This window comes from Methylobacterium sp. J-090 (assembly GCF_022829345.1).
Taxonomy (GTDB): domain Bacteria; phylum Pseudomonadota; class Alphaproteobacteria; order Rhizobiales; family Beijerinckiaceae; genus Methylobacterium.
This window is the reverse complement of sequence record NZ_JAKSXV010000010.1, coordinates 1-17431: the sequence shown is the minus strand read 5'-3', so window position 1 is coordinate 17431 and position 17431 is coordinate 1. Positions and strand designations below refer to the sequence as shown.

Here is a 17431-nt window from a genome sequence, read left to right as displayed (position 1 = left end):
GTCTAGAACTTTTCCTTCTTTGCTTGGAGGTCTTTGCCCCCGTTGATCCGATAACCTGCGACGCACTGTTTCACGAACGGCGCCCTCAGTTTATGCCGCATCTTGTTTCGCTCGGCCTGTCTTTCGCATTTCGACTGCCAATCGGCACTTGTCGCGGCCTTTGAAGGACGCGCACTGGCCTCGGACCAGGCTAGCGAGAGGGAGGAGAAACCCAAAAGGACCGTGACGAGGAGCCGTCGCCCCTGTGGCTTCGACCTCCGGGCGCGGACATCCGCGACGCCTGTCATGCGGAACGTGTTGAGCGGGCGCATCCTTAAACCGGAACGCCGAAACGTTGGCCAAAAAAGTACAGGGCAGAGAACACGACGATGATCAGCACGATCAGGAACGCCAGGATATACAGGAGGGTCGTCGATTTTCTCTTATCCTCGAAGCTGTAGTGAGGTTTGGCTGAGGTTTCCATGAGTTGTCGCCTTGTCATTTCGATTCACTCTGCCTCGAACCGCTGAGCGGTGCGCGGCATTGGGGTCTCGGACTGCTGCTTGGCTTGCTCACGGCGTGGAGGGGCAGCGCCGGACTCGAAGAGGCAGTCAATGACGGGTGTCTTGAGCCGGGGAATTGTTTTGCGTCACGCTCAGGACAAGTTGCGCAAAATTTTAGAGTTCGTGATCTAAAGCAAGACTTGTGAGAATCGTTCCGGAACGAATTTCACTTAAGATTGATGGATTAAAGGCCTTTTGCCCTATTCTGCTCGCGTCGCGCCGCTGACAGCGAGGCCGGTGGCGAGAGGGCGGATCAAGGGACTCCCTTGATCCGGGGCGATCGCGTGGCTGTCGTAGGAGATCGGCCTCACCCCTCCCGCGCCCGCTCGCGCAGCAGATACTTCTGCACCTTCCCCGTCGACGTCTTCGGCAAATCGCCGAACACGATGTGGCGGGGGAGCTTGTAGCCGGCGAGCCGCTCGCGGCACCACGCGATGAGGGCGTCCGCCTCCACGGTGGCGCCGGGTTTGAGCTCCACGAAGGCCATGGGGGTCTCGCCCCACTTTTCGTCCGGCCGGGCGACCACGGCGGCGGAGGCGACGGCGGGGTGGCGGAACAGGGCGTCCTCCACCTCGATGGAGGAGATGTTCTCGCCGCCCGAGATGATGATGTCCTTCGAACGGTCTTTCAGCTGGATGTAGCCGTCGGGGTGCTTCACTCCGAGGTCGCCCGAGCGGAACCAGCCGCCCTTGAAGGCGGCCTGCGTGGCGGACGGGTTCTTGAGGTAGCCGCGCATCACCACGTTGCCGCGAAACATCGCCTCGCCCATGGTCTCGCCATCGGCGGGCACGGATTCGCAGGTCTCGGGATCGCGGATGTCGAACCCTTCGAGCACGGGGTAGCGCACGCCCTGGCGCGCCATTTTTGCCGCCCGCGCTTCCGCGTCGAGGGTGTCCCAGTCCCGGTGCCAGGCGTTCACCACCGCCGGGCCGTAGGTCTCGGTCAGCCCGTAGAGGTGGGTCACGTCGAACCCCGCCTCCCCCATGGCGGCGAGCACCGCCTGGGGCGGAGGCGCGGCGGCCGTGAGGAACGCGACCCGATGGGGGAGGGGGCGGCGCTCGGCGTCGGAGGCCCCGAGCAGGAGCTGCATGACGATGGGCGCGCCGCACAGATGCGTGACGCCGTGCTGGGCGATGGCGTCGTAGAGCGCGCCGGCCCGGACCTGTCGGAGGCACACATGGGTGCCGGCCACCACCGACAGGGTCCAGGGAAAGCACCAGCCGTTGCAGTGGAACATCGGCAGGGTCCAGAGATAGACCGGGTGCTGGCCGAGGTTGCCGGTGATGACGTTGCCCAGCGACAGCAGGGCCGCGCCGCGATGGTGATAGACCACGCCCTTCGGGTCGCCCGTGGTGCCCGAGGTGTAGTTGAGGGAGATGGCGTCCCACTCGTCGGCCGGCATCGCCCAGTCCGCCGCCGGATCGCCCTCCGCCAGCACGGCCTCGTAGCCGAGGCCGCCGACGGCGGTGCCCTCGCCGGTGAAGACCGGATCGTCGACATCGATGACCAGCGGCGTCACGCCGGCCCGCGCCAGGGCAGGGGCCACGACGTGCGAGAACTCCCGGTCGGTGATGAGCACCTTCGCCTCGCCGTGGTCGAGGCAGAACGCGAGGCCGGCGGCATCGAGGCGGGTGTTCAGGGTGTTGAGCACGGCGCCGGTCATCGGCACCCCGTAATGGCACTCGATCATCTCGGGCGTGTTGGCGAGCATCACGGCCACGGTGTCGCCCCGGCCGAGGCCGCGGGCGGTCAGCGCCGCGGCGAGGCGCCGGCTGCGCGCGTAGAGGTCGGCGTAGCTCCGGCGCAGGGGACCGTGGATCACCGCGACGTGGTCGGGAAACACCCGCGCGGCGCGGTCGAGGTAGCTCAGCGGCGTGAGCGGCTGGTGGTTGGCCGAATTCCGGTCGAGGTCCCGGTCGTAGATCGACGGTTTGGCTGACGGTGCTGAAGCGTTCATGGCTGTTTCCCCTCAGGGCTACAGTCTTCACGCATCGGGTTGTGCCGCGCGGGTCCCCTCTCCTGGAAGGAGAGGGACAGGGTGAGGTGTGCGAACTCTCCGAAAAGGTCCCACACCTCACCCCAACCCTCTCCTTCCAGGAGAGGGAGTTCGGTTGTGTCCGACGCCGACCGTCCGCCGATCTTGGTCGGCGAAATTGGCAGAGGGCCCAGTTCCCTGTGAATCCGGTAGCTTTCGATAATACAGTACCGATCCGAACTCCGCCGACAAGGCCCGGCGCACGATCAGCCGCCGCCGGGGTCGGTCTCGTCGTCGGGCGTGTCGCCGCCCTTCGGGCCCTGGCCCGGCTTGCCGCCGGTCTTCTCGTTGGGGTCCTTCACCGCGTCGGGGGCGACGTTGGCGGGTTTTTTCGCAGTCTCGTCGGATTTGCTGTCGTGATCGTCCGTCATGGGCGTCCTCCTTGTCGTCGGTCTCAACGCGCCGCGCCGAAGGCGGTGCCCGGCTCCTCGGCTTCGGCGAGGCGCAGGATCGTGGCGCGCAGCCAGCGATGGGCCGGATCGTCGTCGTAGGAGGCGTGCCACAGCATGGAGATCGCGACGTCCTCCAGGTCCACGGGGGCCGGGCTGACGCTGAGGCCCAGCGCCCCGGCGAAGAAGGTGGCGAGGCGCGCATGCATGGTGGTGATCACCGGGGCGCTGCGCACGAGGAACGGCACGGCGAGGAAGCGCGGCGTCGTCACCGCGAGCGTCCGGCTCAAGCCCAGTTTCGCCAGGGCCTCGTCCACGACGCCGTGCGCCGTCTCCTTCAGGCTGGTGAGGATGTGGGGGAAGCGGACGTAGTCCTCCAGGGAGATCGGCGGCGTGATGCCGACGAGATCGGCGTTGAACATGCAGAGGTAGTTGTCGCGGTAGAGCAGGCGGCGCTTGTGGTGGGTCTGCCCCTCCGTGAAGAAGCCGATGCCGAGATCGACCCGGTCGGCGTCGAGCTCCTGCAGGATGCGGATGCGGTCGATGGAGCGCAGCAGCAGGCTGATGCCCGGCGCCTCCGCCCGCAGGTAGGCGAGCAGCCTCGGCCCGAGCAGCACCTCGGCGCTGTCCGGCAGGCCGATGGTGAAGGTGCGCTGCACCGTTCGGGGATCGAACACCGCGTCGCGCCGGACCAGGGACTGCACCTGCCGCAGGAGAGTACGGACAGGCTCTGCGAGCGCCAGGGCACGGGGTGTCGGCCGCATGCCCTCGGGGGCCCGGGTCAGGAGCTCGTCGCCGAACAGCAGGCGCAGGCGGGCGAGCGACGAGCTCATGGCCGACTGGCCGATGCCGATCCGGGCCGCCGCACGGGTGACGCCGCGCTCGGACAGCAGGGCGTCGAGGGCGACCAACAGGTTCAGGTCGATACGGGTGAGATCGACGTGATCAATAGTCATTATCGATGCGTTCTGTTTGATCCATGGTGCACTGCACCGCATATTCGCTTCAACGCAAGGGCACACCGACCCTTCGCACACAGAGCGAGACCCGACATCATGACGTTCCGGACCTTTGCCGCCGCCGCTGCCCTCGCTGCCGCCCTCACGGGCGCCGCCTCGGCCGAGACCATCAAGCCGCTCGATGGCGGCAGCATCAACCTCGGCGACCTCGCGGGCGTGGCCTATTACACGCCTGAGCCCAAGGGCTACCGGGTCGTCGTGACCCTGGCCCGCACGGACGCCGCCCGCGCCATCCGCTTCGAGACCGTCCTCGCCTCCGGCCAAAGCGTGACCCTCTCGACCCCGCAGGAGTTCGGCACGGCCGCCGATACCGTCGAGATCAGCCGCACCGGCGACACCGTCGCCGTGTCCCGGCCGCGCCCCACCCTGACCCGGGAAGCGGCGGCCCTCAACTAAGGGCTCGGCCGTTGCCGACCCCCGCCTTCCCGACCAATCCTGGCCGGGAGGGTTTTTGTTTCGGGTCCCTTGCCGGCCGGCCGGGCCGGGAGTCTTTCCTGTTTCGGGTGACAAGCCGGGCAGGCTGCATCGGGAAAGGCCCGCGGCGCCGTCTTTTTCGCCTGGGCGCGAGCCGGCTTGCGGGCCACAATGGCAGCAGACCGTCACCGACGCAGGACCGATTCATGCGACGCACCGCACCGGCCACCCTCCTGGCCCTGATGATTGCGGGCACTCTGCCCGTCGCCGCCCTGGAAGGCCCGGCCCCGGCCGCCCCCGGCACCACGGCGCCGGCCGCCGCATCGGGCAAACCGCGCGTGGTCATCGTCGCCACCGGCGGCACCATCGCGGGGGCCGGCGCGGATGCGGCCAACAGCGCCACCTACCAGGCCGCCAAGGTGCCGGTGGACAAGCTCATCGCCGCCGTGCCGGCCATCGCGGGGGTGGCCGAGGTGCGCGGCGAGCAGGCGTTCCAGATCGCGTCCGAGAGCTTCACCAACGCGCAGCTCATCCAGCTCGCCAAGCAGGTCTCGGCGCTGGTGAAGCGCGACGACGTCGACGGCGTGGTCATCACCCACGGCACCGACACCGTGGAGGAAACCGCCTACTTCCTCGACCTCGTGGTGAAGACCGACAAGCCCATCGTGATGGTCGCCTCCATGCGGCCCTCCACCGCCATCTCCGCCGACGGCGCCCTCAACCTCCTCGACGCCGTGGTGGTGGCGGGTGCCAAGGATGCGCGCGCCAAGGGCGTGCTGCTCACCATGAACGACGAAATCCAGGCCGGGCGCGATTCGACCAAGCGCGTCAACATCAAGCCCTCGGCGTTCGTTAGCCAGTGGGGGCCGCTCGGCATGGTGGTGGAGGGCAAGACCTACTGGTTCCGCGCTCCGGTGAAGCGCCACGGCACCACCTCCGAGTTCGACATCGACGGCATTGATGCCCTGCCGGACGTCGCCATCGTCTACGGCTCGGGCAACATGCATCCCGAGCCCTACACCACGGCGGTCGCGGGCGGCGCCAAGGCGATCATCCATGCGGGCACGGGCAACGGCTCGGTCGCCGGCTACCTCGTCGACACCCTGAAGGATCTTCGGTCCAAGGGCGTGCAGATCATCCGCTCGTCGCGCGTCGGCGACGGCTTCGTCCTGCGCAACGCCGAGCAGCCCGACGACAAGTACGACTGGGTGGTGGCGCACGACCTCAACCCGCAGAAGGCCAAGATTTTGGCTGCGGTCGCGCTCACCAAGACGCAGGATACCAAGGAGCTGCAGCGGATTTTCTGGGAGTATTGAGGGGGCCGGCAGTCGGAGGCCGGCGGCGGGTGCCCTTGGCACGGGCCCGTTGTCGACCCGTCATGCGAACTCCGGCCGATGGGTTCGGACAATCGAGCGTGTCCGGCGGCCTGAGGTGGAGCGCGAGTCCCCTCTCCTGAAGGAGAGGGACAGGGTGAGGTGTTTGGAGTCTCCGGAAAGTCCACGACCCTCACCCCAACCCTCTCCCAAACAGGAGAGGGTGCCCGTCGCGACGCTTCGATCCGGGGTGATCAAGCGAAAACAGTCTTAGATCTTCTCGCCGCCTCTCAATCGAACCGTAAGGCTTCCCGTCGCACCCTGCGCCACAGACGGCTGCAACGGGCCGCCCAGAGGCAGTCTTGAGGCACCTATCCCTCGTCGCGGGCGTCGCGGCCCTCGGTATCCTCGCCACGTCGGCCTTCGGCGCCGGCGAGATCCCGTTCGAGAAGGCCAAGGGCTGGGATATCGAGCGCTCGGCCCCGGGGACGAGCGGTTCGACCTGCCTCATGAGCAAGTCCTACAAGGACCCCGACGACAGCAACGCCGTGAACGCCCTGATCTTCGCGCTCGCCGATGATCAGGCCATGATGACGTTCATCTACGAGCATTGGACCTGAGACAAGAACGAGAAGGTCCGCGTTCCCCTGATGCTGGACAAGCGGGTCGCCATCGCCAAGCACACCTGGACCGGCGACGGGACGAGCCTGACCACGACGGTCCCGGCGACGCTGGTGCCGCAGATGCTGGCCGCCAAGAAGATGATCCTGAAGCTCGACGGCGCCGACGGCGATTTCGACCTCGCCGGCTTCCCCGAGGCCTACGAATCCCTGCGCCGCTGCGACGCCGCCCCCATCGCGCCGGCGCCGGCGCCGACGATGCCGTCCGAGGCCCGGATCAAGACCTACTATCTCGGCGCCCTGATGGAGGCGGCGATCAAGGAATGCGACGTCGCGACCACGGGCAAGCAGCGCACGGCCTTCGACACGAAGATCCAGGCTCTGCGCAAGGAGATGGGGCCCGTCGAGGCCGAGATCGCCAAGGCGGTCGCCGGCTGCGCCGAGCCGCGCTGCCCCGGCGAGAAGGACAAGGCGAAGTTCCAGGTGGCCCTGGAGGATTTCCTCGACAAGTCGCCGGAGGACTTCGCGGCTGTCATCGACAAGCGCGCAGCCGAAGACGCCGGCGGGACGGCCACCCCCAAGCTGTGAGCTGCGCTTCGACGTCGGGCGCCGAACCGCCCGACGTCGTCCCAATGCGGTCCATTCGCCATCGCCCCTATGGTCGCCGTTTTATGTCAGCCAGTACCGCTCGGGCTTGAGCGCCGGCGGGGCCGGCTCGCCCAGGGCATCGAGGACGACGCCGTCAAGCGTGTGCAGGAGGGCGTCGAGCGGCAGGTCGTTGGGCTCGGTGCCGAACGGCTCCTCGAGTTCGTCGCCGAGCGCGTCGAGGCCGAAGAAGGTGTAGGCGACCAGCGCCACGGCGAGCGGCGTCGCCCAGCCGAGGGAGGCGGCCAGCCCGAACGGCAGCAGAAGGCAGTAGAGCCACGCCGTCCGGTACAGGAGCAGGGTGTAGGCGAAGGGCAGCGGCGTGCCGTGGATGCGCTCGCACACGATCTGGGCCTGGGATAAGGCGGCGACGCGCTGCTCCAGCACCCCGAACAGCACGTCCGTGAGGGCGCCCGTGCGGTAGGCACCAGCGAGGTCGGCCGTGAGATTCATCAGCACGGCATCGGCCGGGCTCGGGGTTTGGGCGATGGCCTCGGCCTCGCCGGGCGAGAGCCAGGGGGCGGCCGCCGCGACCTCGTTCCCGCCGCGCACCTGCGCGTGCAGGGCGTGGGCGAAGCCCGACACCCGCCGAAGCACGCGCCGCCGCAGATCCACGTGCTCCGGCTCCGGCACCAGAGCGGCGAGCAACCGGGCGATACCCCGCGTCTCGACGATGAGCGCCCCCCAGGCCCTGCGCGCCTCCCACCAGCGGTCGTAGCAGGCGCCGTTGCGAAAGCTCAGGAAGATCGAGAGCGCCAGCCCGATCAGGGTGAACGGCCCGACTCCGGCCGTGATGGGAAATGCCTCGGGCCAGCGCATCTCCGCCGTCGTCACGCCGACCGCCACGGCGGTGATGCCGAGCACCTTCGGCGCCACCTGTGGCAGGATCGAGCCGCGCAGGGTGAACAGGATCGTCAGAAGACCCGGACGCGAGCGGACGATCATGGTTTTGGGTGCTTCGGTGTTCGAGCGCGAAAACCCTCCCCCCTCTGCGGGGGAGGGTGGCCCGCGTGAGCGGGTCGGGAGAGGGGAGCGCTGCCCTCTCCGAAAAGGTCGCGCTGCCCCTCTTGCGGGACTTCGTCCCGGCCCGTCTGCTTCGCAGGCATCCTCTCCCGCAGGGGGGAGATGGTTTTTTACGCCGCCGAGGCGATGGCCGTGGAGGCGCGGCGGACCTTCTTGTCGAGGCCGTCCACGAAGGCGTGGGCGTCCTCCTTGCGCTCGAACACGTGGGGGGCGAGGCCGCGGCGGTTGAGGGCCTCCTCCATCTTGAGGCGCAGGAAGGCGCTCGTGGCGTAGCGGGTGGTGGTGGCGTAGTAGTTCGCTGCGAGATACTGGATCATGCTCGCGTAGTCGTCGTAGAGGTTCTCGTTGATGCGGAACCCGTCGTGGTTGACCACGGAGTTGACCCGCTGGCCGGCCTTCTTGCAGGCGCCGACCAGGACCTTGCGCAGGTCGTCGATGTCGCTCTTCACGCGGGCATGCCAGCCCTCGAGGTTGACGAACAGGATGTTGCGCTCGGAATCGTAGCTGACGCGCTCCGACAGGTTGAGGTTGAGCAGATCGGCGAGCAGTTCCATCGGCTCGTCGCGGAACAGGCGCGCATCCATGAGCGCCGGCTGCTTGATGATGGGCCGGAAGCCCATATGGGGCAGGATGTCCCGCTCGATGTCGATGCCGGGCGCCACCTCGATGAGCTCCAGGCCCTCGTCGGTGAGCTGGAACACACAGCGCTCGGTGACGTAGATCACCGGCTGCGACCGCATCTGCGCGTAGGAGCCGCTGAAGGTGATCTGCTCGACCTGGGGCAGGAATTTTTGCGAGCGGCCTTCGGTGACGATGCGGAGTTTGCCGTCCTCCACCACGGTCTCGAGGCCGCCCACCGTGAAGGTGCCGGCGAAGACGACGCAGCGCGCGTTCTGCGAGATGTTGATGAAGCCGCCGCAGCCGTTGAGGCGGCCGCCGAACATGCTCGTGTTGACGTTGCCGTGCTGGTCGCACTCGGCGAGCCCGAGGCAGGTCATGTCGAGGCCGCCGCCGTCGTAGAAGTCGAACATCTGGTTCTGGTCGATGACGCAGTCGGCGTTCGTCGCCGCACCGAAGCTCGAGCCCGAGGCGAGCACGCCGCCGACCGCCCCGGCCTCCGTGGTGAGGGTGATGTAGGGCGTCACCTTCTCCTCGTTGGCCACCGCCGAGATGCCCTCCGGTGCACCGACGCCGAGGTTGACCACGCCGTTGGGCGGGAGCTCGAAGGCGGCGCGCCGGGCGATGATCTTGCGGGCATCGAGCGGCATCTTCTTCATGCCGGCCACCGGCACGCGGATCTGTCCGGCCAGCGCCGCATCGTGCTGCACGCCGTAGTTCATGCGGTGCATCTCGGGTTCGGCCAGCACCACGCAATCGACGAGGATGCCCGGCACCCGCACGTCCTTCGGCAGCAGGAAGCCATCGTCGACGATGCGCTCGACCTGGGCGATGACGATGCCGCCATTGTTGCGCGCGGCCATGGCCTGGGCGAGGCAATCGAGGGTCAGCGCCTCCTTCTCGAAGGAGATGTTACCGGCAGGATCGGCCGAGGTGCCGCGGATGAAGGCGACGTCGATCTTGGTGGCCGTGTAGAACAGCCACTCCTCGCCATCGACATCCACCACCTTGACGATCTCGTCCTGCGTCAGGGTGTTGACGCGGCCGCCGCCATGGCGCGGGTCGACGTAGGTGTGCAGGCCGACCTTGGAGAACAGTCCCGGCTGGCCGGCGGCACAGGCGCGGTAGAGCTGCGAGATCACGCCCTGCGGTAGGTTGTAGCCGAAGATCTTGTTCTCCTGGGCCGCCTTGGCGACCTTCGGCATCCGGCCGAAATTGGCCGCGATGACGCGTTTCAGGAGGCCCTCGTGGTGCAGGCGGCCGGTGCCGAGGCCCTTGCTGTCGCCGGCACCCGCCGTCATGATCAGGGTGAGGTCGCGCGGAGCGCCCGTCTCGACGAAGCGCTTCTCCAGGGCGGCGTGAAGCGCCTCCGGAATGCAGCTCTGAACGAAGCCCGTGGTGGTCACCACGTCGTTCTGCCGGATGAGCGCGATGGCCTCTTCCGCCGAGATGACCTTATTTTTCTTCATCGCCCCACGATCCTCCCCGTGCCTCCACTCTCGATGTCAGGCGGCAGGATTTATTCTGCCGGTTTCGGTGCCGTGGAAGTCTTGTTGGCTCAGGCGAGCGTAGAGATCGCGTCTCCACTTCGCAAGGGTACCCTCGCCGGTGTTGCGATGCGTTTTGATCCTGTTGCGGCGCACATATCACGTGCGCCCCAACTATCGCCGCGGGGTGTTTCGCCGCCGCGGATCGTGTGGGGCGGCCGCGGAACCCCATCTTGACTGATAAGGCGGCCGCCGACCTTCATATTATACATTATTCGGTGAGAGGGCGCTCGGCTCCGGCGTGGCCCTGGAGGAGCTGATCTTTGTCCACTCCGAGGGCCTCGGCGATCTCGGCCAGGGCGACGTGCTCGACGGTGCTGATGCCGGCCTGATCGGCGACGTCGGCCGCGATGAGGAACACGGCCGCGCGCTGGCCGACCTCGCGCCCCCGGATCGCTGCGACGTCGCGCAGGTTCTCGGCGCGGCCCGCCCGGGTGCGCGCCCGGTCGAGACCCTTGAACAGTTCGGCCTCCAGCTTCAGGGTATCGTAGCCCTTCTCGAGGATCGGATTGGCTCGCATGCCGGCCAGCGCCGCCTCGACCTCCTCCTCATCGATCTCAGAGTCGGCCAGGATGACGTTGGCCGTGGCGGAGACCGCCGCCTCCATCAGCGTCCGGTCGCCGACATAGGCCGTCACGTTCTGGGTGAAGCGGCCGACGAGGTCCTGGAACAGTCCCATGGTGTCTCCTGCGAAGGGCTCGGTGATCCGCGCCCGTGATGCGGCGCTGCAACAGATGACCGGGTGGTGACCGGCGCAGGCCCTGCTTAACAAAAAATTAACCATTTTCTTAACAAAACGATACCACGAAACGGCGCTGAGCCGCAGCGATCTGCCGAGATGAATTCGGGTCTCGTTCGAGCCGCTTAAGTTCTTCCGCAGCTTCGCAAAGCAATATCCAGGACAAATTGAAGACTAGAGGGACGCGCGGCCGCTTTCGGCCGAACGAACTCCCGTGCGCGGAAAGAGACGGCGGCATGTACATCGTGATCGATGAGCGGAGCAGCGTGGCGACCGAGACCGTCGCCGGCTTCGGAGCCCAGGGTGTGACGGCCCACAGCCTCGCCGCCGACGCGTTCCAGGCCTGGCTCGACACGACCCCGGCCCACGACCTCGACGCGGTCCAGGGCTTCGTGCTCGGCGAATCCGCGAGCCGGACCCGCACCACCGCTGCCATCCGCAGCCTGTCGCACGCCCCGATCATCGCCCTCAACGAGACCCGCTCCCTGGAGCAGACCCTCGATCTCTTCACCGCCGGCATCGACGACGTGGTGCGCCGTCCCGTCCACGTCCGCGAGATCCTCGCCCGCGCCGAGGCGATCCGCCGCCGGATGGGCCGGGGCGAGGTCCAGGTCCCGGCCCAGGACAAGGCCGGCCGCCTCAAGGTCTATGCCGACGGCCGCGACCCGGAAATCGACGGCGAGAACCTGACCCTGCCTCGGCGCGAGCGCCACATCCTCGAGTATTTCGCGCGCAATCGCGGCCGCCAGCTCACCCGGGTGCAGATCTTCAATGCCGTCTACGCCGACCACGGCAGCGACGTGGAGGAGAGCGTGGTCGAGGGCCACATCAGCAAGCTGCGCAAGAAGCTGCGGATGCGCCTGGGCTACGACCCCATCGAGGCCAAGCGCCTGGCCGGCTACACCTTCGTCGGCTGAACCGGCGCAGCTCGCCGTCGGTCACGAAAAAACCCGCGCTCCGGAAGGAGCGCGGGTTTTCGTTTGGGCGATCTCGTCCCCGGGGCGGAGCCCGGGGACGAGGACCGGTCTTACCGGAACAGCGAGAGCACGTTCTGGCTGGCGCTGTTGGCGATGCTGAGCGCCTGGACGCCGAGCTGCTGCTGGGTCTGGAGGGCCTTCAGCTTCGTCGACTCCTCCTCGATGTCGGCATCGACGAGGGTGCCGATGGTGCGGTCGTTCGACTTCATCAGGGTTTCGACAAAGGTCTTCTGGCCGTCGATCTGGGTCTTGTTGGTGCCGAGTTTGGTTGCCGCATTGGTGACCGCGGCGATGGCCTTGTCCACCTGGGTAATGATGGCCGAGAGGGCCGCATCGCCGGCGGTTCCGGTCAGCGCCGAGATGTTGACCGTGTCGACCGACACCCCGGTGGTGGCGTCGACCGTGTCGAGGATGCCCTGGCCCGCCGTGGTGCCGGCGGCGGTGCCCTTGCCGGTCACGCCAGCGGTGCCGGACGCCGTCTGCGCGTTGGTGAAGCCGAAGCTGGCCACGTCCGTTCCGGCGAAGGTGAGCGACGGGGAGGCGCCGCTCGTGGTGAAGGTCAGCTTGCCGCTCGCGAAGCTGGCGCTCGCTGTGCTGCCCTGCGCCAGCAGGCTCGCGTTGATCAGTTTGGCGATGTCGTCGCCGTTGACCGCCGCGTTGCTGGCCGAGGCGCCCGTCCGTCCGGCCGGAAGTGTTGCATAGGCGGCGGCATTGAGGGTGACGGTCTTGGCGCCAGCGCCGTCATCGATGCTGATGACCTTCGATCCCGAGGACAGATCGAGGTTGGTGTAGGCGGTTCCGGTGACGCTCGGGGCGGTCGAGATGGCGCCGAAGCCGATATCCGCCAGGGCGAAGGTCGAGGTCGGCGTGTTGATCGCGTTGACGACCTTGATGTTGACCTGGGCCGCCGCGCCGGTTCCGGTGGTCTGGAAGGTCAGGCGTCCCGCCGTGTCGAGCCCAGCCGTAACCTTGCCGGCGAGCGCCGAGGTGCCGGAGGCGGTGATCTGGTTGTTGATCGCCTTCAGCAGTTCATCGGTGGTGACCTTGCTGAGATTGGCCGCGCTGGAGCGGAGCGTATCCTTATCGAGCTGGACCACGGCGCTCGCGCCACCGCCCAGGTCGATCGAAAAGGCGATTTGCTTGGTGGCGCCGGCATTGACCGTCGTGAAATCGACGGTTCCGGTTCCGGCCGTGAAGGCGGTGGTACCGGTCAGCGAGGTCGAGCCGACAACTTGGCCGGCCGTCGCAGCGGTGTTGATGGTGGTGGTGTTGGTGTCGTACAGCTTCACCGCGTTCACATCGATGCCGATGTTCGAGAAGGTGATCGCGCCCGCCGCGGTGCGGGCGAAACCGGCGACGACGTTCTGGGTTGGCTGGAACGACGTGTTTGACGCGGCGGAATTGACCGCCAGCCAGTTCTGGCCGCTCGAGTTCGACGAGGCGGCCGTCGACTTCATGTTGCTCTGGATGGCGTTGATCTCGGTCTGGACCTTGCTGCGGTCGACGCCCGGGGAGAGGGCGGTCTGCAGCTTGGCGCGCATGTTCTGCAGGTTGGTCAGCACGCTGTTGATGCCGGTATAAGCGGTGTCGACGGCCGAGGAGCCGAGGCCGAGGGAATCCTTGACGGCGCTGAGCGAGGAATTGTCGGTGCGGATGGTGGTGGCGATGGACCAGTAGGCGGCGTTATCGGAGGCATTCGACACGCGCTGGCCGGTGGACACCCGGTTGCTGGTCACGTCGAGCTGCGAGTTGATGCTCTTGAGGGTCGTCAGCGCCGTCATCGCGGCGTTGTTGGTCAGCAGGCTGGTCATGGCGGGTGTGATCCGGGACTGAAATTCTGCGGGAGTTTTTGTAATTCGGCGGGTTGCCGAAGTCTTGCGAGGTCAATCGATGAATTTAATCAGCGATTACAGGTCGCAAAATATTACATTCCGGGTTTTCGCCGGACCAGTGGGGCGACATCATGTCTATGAACCGTTCTGGTCCATCCACTGCACTCGCATCGAACTCGTGCCGGCTCCGATGAGGAAGACCGTTTGTCGATGGAGGCAGTATGACCTGAGCGCGTTAGCAAGCGCTTAAAGCGCGACGTCAGCGCTTCGAACTCGGCTTGACGGCGGTTCACGGATTGCGGGGATGCCGGCGCCGTGGGGTGGCTCTGGATCCGAGCTCCCCGCATGAGCCTCGTGCCGCTGGACAGCTTGCCGCCGTCGCACCTGAAGGCGCTTCTCGATCATTTCGGGAGATCGATGATCCACGGGTTCCCTGGCCGGTGGCGCCTCCGCCGCCGGCTCCCCGCTCGTCGTACGACGCTGCGTTACGCGCGCAGCGCCATCGGAAAATCCCGCGCGGGTGCTGAATTCAGGGCTGCGCATCGGGCGGTCAGGAACAAGCCCTGAACCGGTAAAGGAACGCGTTGGGGAGCATGGGGAACGCGAGATCAGCTGTAGAGAGAGCATTAAAAAGGCTGATGCTTCAACGGGATAGGTTGGAGCGGGCGGCAGGAATCGAACCCGCATATTCAGCTTGGGAAGCTGTGGTAGGTCGTTGATTTTGCTCACCTGTGTTCCCCGCGACTGAACCGCTGCAGAACACGTGGTGGCGCGAAATCGGACCTCGCCGTGCGCATGGGAGGAACAGACCTCCAGAAACGGCAGTCTCAGGCCTGATCGGGTCCGAGATGTTGCCGCAGGAAGCTTGCGACCCGGGCTGCCGAATTGAACTGAGCCGGTCTTGTGAGGCCATGCCCCTGGCCCGGGTAGATCTTGACCTGGTACGGTGTGTCCTGTGCCTTCAGGAGGCGTTTAATCGCGTAACCCTCTGAGCCGGAACGATCGGATCCGAGGCTCCGTGCAGAATCAGGATCGGTGGTAGCCGAGGCGGGCGCCCGGCCAGACCCTCGGGCAGCGGGCCGAAGTAGTCCACGATCGCCTTGACCCGGGGATCGGCGGCCGCGCTTTCGAAGGCGGGCGCGGCTCCGAGCGAGACGCCAACGATTCCGAGCCTTCTCGGATCAACACCGGGCTGTGACGCGAGCCAACTCACAGCATTTCGCACAGTTGTAGCCCAGAGCGGAAAATCCTGACGAAGCCGCGAGTAGGCGACGCGCCGGTCGGCTGTACGGTCGAGGTAATGCACGAAGGCAACGTGATAGCCGGAGATTGAGATGTTCCGGGCTGCGAGCCGATCGCCTTCCGCATAGGTCAGCTCGTCCGCACCGTGCAGCAGCAGGACCGCCGGCCTCGATCCGCCTGCACCCTCCCCTGCTGCAGAGCCGCGCGAGGCGGCAAACCACTCGACTTCAATCCGGTGACCGCCACTCGTGAAGCTCTGCATTTCTCGTTCGATGCTCCCGATGAAGATGAGCTCGGCTGTGCCGGTGCTGACGCATGGGCAGCATCAACTCTCAGCACCGGGGGAGGATGCGAGGGCTGCCCGAGGCCGCGGGTTCCGCTGAAGGATATCCCACCCGAGATCACGGTCGGGCCACCGCCGCCATCCACAGCGCGGGCCGCCGGGACAACGGCGGCCTATGATAGAAAGAAAACGGTATTGTCCGTTTCGTTTCTCTCGGTCGTGATCGGCTCCGGCTCCGGCTCCGGCTCCTGCTCCGGCTGCGGCTTCGACGAGCCTCTCCATCGCCTGCAGTTCGCGCATCCGCGTCCGCAAGGCGTCCAGACGCTCCGCGATGCGTACCTTGCGCACGCGCGCGACCTCGTCCTCCTGGCGGTCGGCGGTGTCGAGGGCGGCGAGATAGCGCCCGATGCTCGCCTCGACCTGCTCGATGCGCCGCCGGACCGCCGCCGGGGTGAAGTTGCGATCGCGTGTGTTCACCGCTTTGAAGCGGCTGCCGTCGAGCGCCACGACGCCACCGGGCAGGAGGCCGAGTTGGCGGCACAGCATGACGAACTGGCGGCAGGCGCCCTGGATCGCTGCCCCGTTGTCGCGCCGGAAGTCGGCGATGGTCTTGAAGTCGGGGGCAAGGCGGCCGGTCAGCCACATCAGCGCGACGTTGCGGCCGGCCTCGCGCTCCAGACGGCGGCTGGAGGCGACCTGGTTGAGTTAGCCGTAGAGGTAGAGCTTCAGCAGGGTCGCGGGATGATAGCCGGGCCGACCCGTCGCGGCGGGCATCACACCGGCAAAACCAAGGGTCGCGCGATCGAGTTCATCCACGAACGCATCGACGACACGAACCGGATTGTCCTCGGACACTTAGTCGTCCAGGCGATCCGGCAGCAGCGTGACTTGGTGACGATCCGCACCTTTAACGAACCGCGTCATACAAGCCTCCGCCGTCACGCAGAGACTACCAGAACCGCAGCGTTTTCACACAGCCTCATCCCTTCTCGGACGAAAGGGGGTAGGTGCGACGGCCCAAGGGGCCGCTGCTGTGATCGTCAGATGTCGGTCTGTTAGGACATCACCAGCGCGTCGTCCGCCTCGATGCCGAGGTAGTGCACCGTGCTCTCCAATTTGGTGTGGCCCAGCAGCAGCTGACAGGCACGCAAGTTGCCCGTCCGCCGGTAGATTAACGCGACCTTCGTGCGGCGCAGACTGTGCGTGCCGTACCCTGTCGGGTCGAGGCCGATCAGCGTGACCCAGTCATCGACGGGTCGTCCATACTGCCGCGTCGTGAGGTGCCCGCCCGGGCGGCTTCGGCTCGGGAACAGCCAGTCGCCGGCCCGCAGCCCCCGCAGCTTCAGCCAAGCCGCAAGGGTCTCCCGAGTGGTCTCGGTCAGCTCGAAGGGTACGGGCCCGGTCAGTCTTCTGCTGGACGATGGTGGTGCGCAGGCGGACGCCGTCGCCGAGATGGACATCGGCCACGCGCAGGCGGACGAGATCGCAGCCACGCAGTTTGCTGTCGATGGCGGTGTTGAACAGGGCGAAATCTCGCGTGCGGCCCTCGTGCTGCAGGCGGGTGCGGATCGCCCAGATGTGCTTGGGCTTGAACAGCGGTCTGGGGTCGACGAGGCGGCCGAGGTTCCACGGTCGGCGGACGGTGTCACTGGTGGAAGGCATGAGGAAACTCCACTTGAGGAGCCATCAGCATCTCACCCCAACCGAGAACCGCCCGCGCCGTAGCTGCGCGCCAGATGCAGACAAAAATTCTATTTCAACGAGCGAATATTCGGAGTGATCGATTAGGTGCAATAGATCTATGTCGCCTCGAATCAGCCCGTCAACACTGACCCGTTACAAATAAAAATCTAGAATAGTTTTACCATGATATCATTTTCAACAATCTTTAATTTGAAAAAGTGATATACAATAAAACTTTACAAAGATGATTACTTGAATCCCGTAATATCACGCAGTGATAGGAGTGGCGCGCGACGATCACCCTTCGAGGGCCGAAACTCTGATCACCGACGGCATGAAGCATTCTAATTCGGGAAATTGAGACACCGTCCTGGCCTGCCCCCTGAAAAGTGGTCCTCCCTGAGGTATGGCTTTGAGCCATGTGGAGGATGTTGTCATGGGACGGAAGAAGCATACGGCTGAAGAGATTGTTGCCAAGCTGCGTCAGGTTGATGTCTTGGTCTCGCAGGG

The 17431-nt window shown here is 66.2% G+C and carries 14 protein-coding genes and 2 pseudogenes; 5 read left to right on the top strand and 11 right to left on the bottom strand.

Annotation, left to right across the window (positions count from 1 at the left end; translation table 11 throughout):
• Window positions 1-313: 313 nt before the first annotated feature.
• The 4 genes from MKK49_RS00765 to MKK49_RS00750 form a co-directional block, all read right to left on the bottom strand.
• The gene (locus MKK49_RS00765) at window positions 314-463 is read right to left on the bottom strand and encodes a hypothetical protein (RefSeq protein ID WP_244026119.1); all 150 of its coding nucleotides are present in this window, start codon (window positions 461-463) and stop codon (window positions 314-316) included.
• Window positions 464-849: 386 nt separating this feature from the next.
• Complete coding sequence (locus MKK49_RS00760) at window positions 850-2499, bottom strand: acyl-CoA synthetase (protein WP_244026118.1); 1650 nt, start codon at window positions 2497-2499, stop codon at window positions 850-852.
• 284 nt (window positions 2500-2783) lie between these two features.
• Window positions 2784-2948, bottom strand: coding sequence for a hypothetical protein (locus MKK49_RS00755; RefSeq protein WP_244026117.1), 165 nt, complete (start codon window positions 2946-2948; stop codon window positions 2784-2786).
• A 23-nt stretch (window positions 2949-2971) separates the two neighbouring features.
• A complete protein-coding gene (locus MKK49_RS00750) occupies window positions 2972-3922 on the bottom strand; it encodes a LysR family transcriptional regulator (protein ID WP_244026115.1) in 951 nt (316 codons plus the stop codon).
• Between the two features lie 99 nt (window positions 3923-4021).
• Between MKK49_RS00750 and MKK49_RS00745 the strand changes: the two genes are divergently transcribed.
• The 4 genes from MKK49_RS00745 (at window position 4022) to MKK49_RS00730 (ending at window position 6920) form a co-directional block, all read left to right on the top strand.
• Window positions 4022-4381: a hypothetical protein gene (locus MKK49_RS00745; RefSeq protein ID WP_244026113.1), complete on the top strand. Its 360-nt coding sequence runs from the start codon at window positions 4022-4024 to the stop codon at window positions 4379-4381.
• 224 nt (window positions 4382-4605) lie between these two features.
• Window positions 4606-5715: a type II asparaginase gene (locus MKK49_RS00740; protein WP_244026112.1), complete on the top strand. Its 1110-nt coding sequence runs from the start codon at window positions 4606-4608 to the stop codon at window positions 5713-5715.
• Window positions 5716-6074: 359 nt separating this feature from the next.
• Window positions 6075-6332, top strand: a complete 258-nt coding sequence (locus MKK49_RS00735; protein WP_244026111.1) for a hypothetical protein — start codon at window positions 6075-6077, stop codon at window positions 6330-6332.
• A 30-nt stretch (window positions 6333-6362) separates the two neighbouring features.
• Window positions 6363-6920 carry a hypothetical protein gene (locus MKK49_RS00730; RefSeq protein WP_244026110.1) on the top strand — a complete coding sequence of 186 codons (558 nt, stop codon included), beginning with the start codon at window positions 6363-6365 and terminating at the stop codon, window positions 6918-6920.
• An 81-nt stretch (window positions 6921-7001) separates the two neighbouring features.
• Here MKK49_RS00730 and MKK49_RS00725 read toward each other — a convergent pair whose 3' ends face one another.
• The 3 genes from MKK49_RS00725 to MKK49_RS00715 all read right to left on the bottom strand — a co-directional run bounded on the left by MKK49_RS00725 (window position 7002) and on the right by MKK49_RS00715 (window position 10844).
• Window positions 7002-7922, bottom strand: coding sequence for a bestrophin family protein (locus MKK49_RS00725; protein WP_244026109.1), 921 nt, complete (start codon window positions 7920-7922; stop codon window positions 7002-7004).
• A gap of 188 nt (window positions 7923-8110) precedes the next feature.
• Window positions 8111-10087, bottom strand: a complete 1977-nt coding sequence (locus MKK49_RS00720) for an acyl CoA:acetate/3-ketoacid CoA transferase (RefSeq protein WP_244026108.1) — start codon at window positions 10085-10087, stop codon at window positions 8111-8113.
• 289 nt (window positions 10088-10376) lie between these two features.
• Window positions 10377-10844, bottom strand: a complete 468-nt coding sequence (locus MKK49_RS00715; RefSeq protein WP_244026107.1) for a tellurite resistance TerB family protein — start codon at window positions 10842-10844, stop codon at window positions 10377-10379.
• Window positions 10845-11140: 296 nt separating this feature from the next.
• Here MKK49_RS00715 and MKK49_RS00710 point away from each other — a divergent pair, with 296 nt between their 5' ends.
• A complete protein-coding gene (locus MKK49_RS00710; RefSeq protein ID WP_244026105.1) occupies window positions 11141-11821 on the top strand; it encodes a response regulator transcription factor in 681 nt (226 codons plus the stop codon).
• 110 nt (window positions 11822-11931) lie between these two features.
• On the opposite strand, the gene MKK49_RS00705 is transcribed toward MKK49_RS00710, so the two are convergent.
• The 4 genes and pseudogenes from MKK49_RS00705 to MKK49_RS00690 form a co-directional block, all read right to left on the bottom strand.
• Window positions 11932-13692: a flagellin gene (locus MKK49_RS00705; RefSeq protein WP_244026103.1), complete on the bottom strand. Its 1761-nt coding sequence runs from the start codon at window positions 13690-13692 to the stop codon at window positions 11932-11934.
• 982 nt (window positions 13693-14674) lie between these two features.
• Window positions 14675-15217, bottom strand: coding sequence for a dienelactone hydrolase family protein (locus tag MKK49_RS00700; protein ID WP_244026100.1), 543 nt, complete (start codon window positions 15215-15217; stop codon window positions 14675-14677).
• 279 nt (window positions 15218-15496) lie between these two features.
• Window positions 15497-16162 (bottom strand): annotated as a pseudogene (locus MKK49_RS00695) (transposase); the annotation flags it as partial.
• A 131-nt stretch (window positions 16163-16293) separates the two neighbouring features.
• Window positions 16294-16900 (bottom strand): annotated as a pseudogene (locus MKK49_RS00690) (tyrosine-type recombinase/integrase).
• Window positions 16901-17431 lie beyond the last annotated feature (531 nt).

Coding starts and splice junctions, on each gene's coding strand:
- MKK49_RS00715 (WP_244026107.1), bottom strand. CDS start 10,844: ATGGGACTGTTCCAGGACCTCGTCGGCCGCTTCACCCAGAACGTGACG.
- MKK49_RS00720 (WP_244026108.1), bottom strand. CDS start 10,087: ATGAAGAAAAATAAGGTCATCTCGGCGGAAGAGGCCATCGCGCTCATC.
- MKK49_RS00760 (WP_244026118.1), bottom strand. CDS start 2,499: ATGAACGCTTCAGCACCGTCAGCCAAACCGTCGATCTACGACCGGGAC.
- MKK49_RS00750 (WP_244026115.1), bottom strand. CDS start 3,922: ATGACTATTGATCACGTCGATCTCACCCGTATCGACCTGAACCTGTTG.
- MKK49_RS00710 (WP_244026105.1), top strand. CDS start 11,141: ATGTACATCGTGATCGATGAGCGGAGCAGCGTGGCGACCGAGACCGTC.
- MKK49_RS00700 (WP_244026100.1), bottom strand. CDS start 15,217: ATGCAGAGCTTCACGAGTGGCGGTCACCGGATTGAAGTCGAGTGGTTT.
- MKK49_RS00765 (WP_244026119.1), bottom strand. CDS start 463: ATGGAAACCTCAGCCAAACCTCACTACAGCTTCGAGGATAAGAGAAAA.
- MKK49_RS00745 (WP_244026113.1), top strand. CDS start 4,022: ATGACGTTCCGGACCTTTGCCGCCGCCGCTGCCCTCGCTGCCGCCCTC.
- MKK49_RS00725 (WP_244026109.1), bottom strand. CDS start 7,922: ATGATCGTCCGCTCGCGTCCGGGTCTTCTGACGATCCTGTTCACCCTG.
- MKK49_RS00740 (WP_244026112.1), top strand. CDS start 4,606: ATGCGACGCACCGCACCGGCCACCCTCCTGGCCCTGATGATTGCGGGC.
- MKK49_RS00730 (WP_244026110.1), top strand. CDS start 6,363: ATGCTGGACAAGCGGGTCGCCATCGCCAAGCACACCTGGACCGGCGAC.
- MKK49_RS00755 (WP_244026117.1), bottom strand. CDS start 2,948: ATGACGGACGATCACGACAGCAAATCCGACGAGACTGCGAAAAAACCC.
- MKK49_RS00705 (WP_244026103.1), bottom strand. CDS start 13,692: ATGACCAGCCTGCTGACCAACAACGCCGCGATGACGGCGCTGACGACC.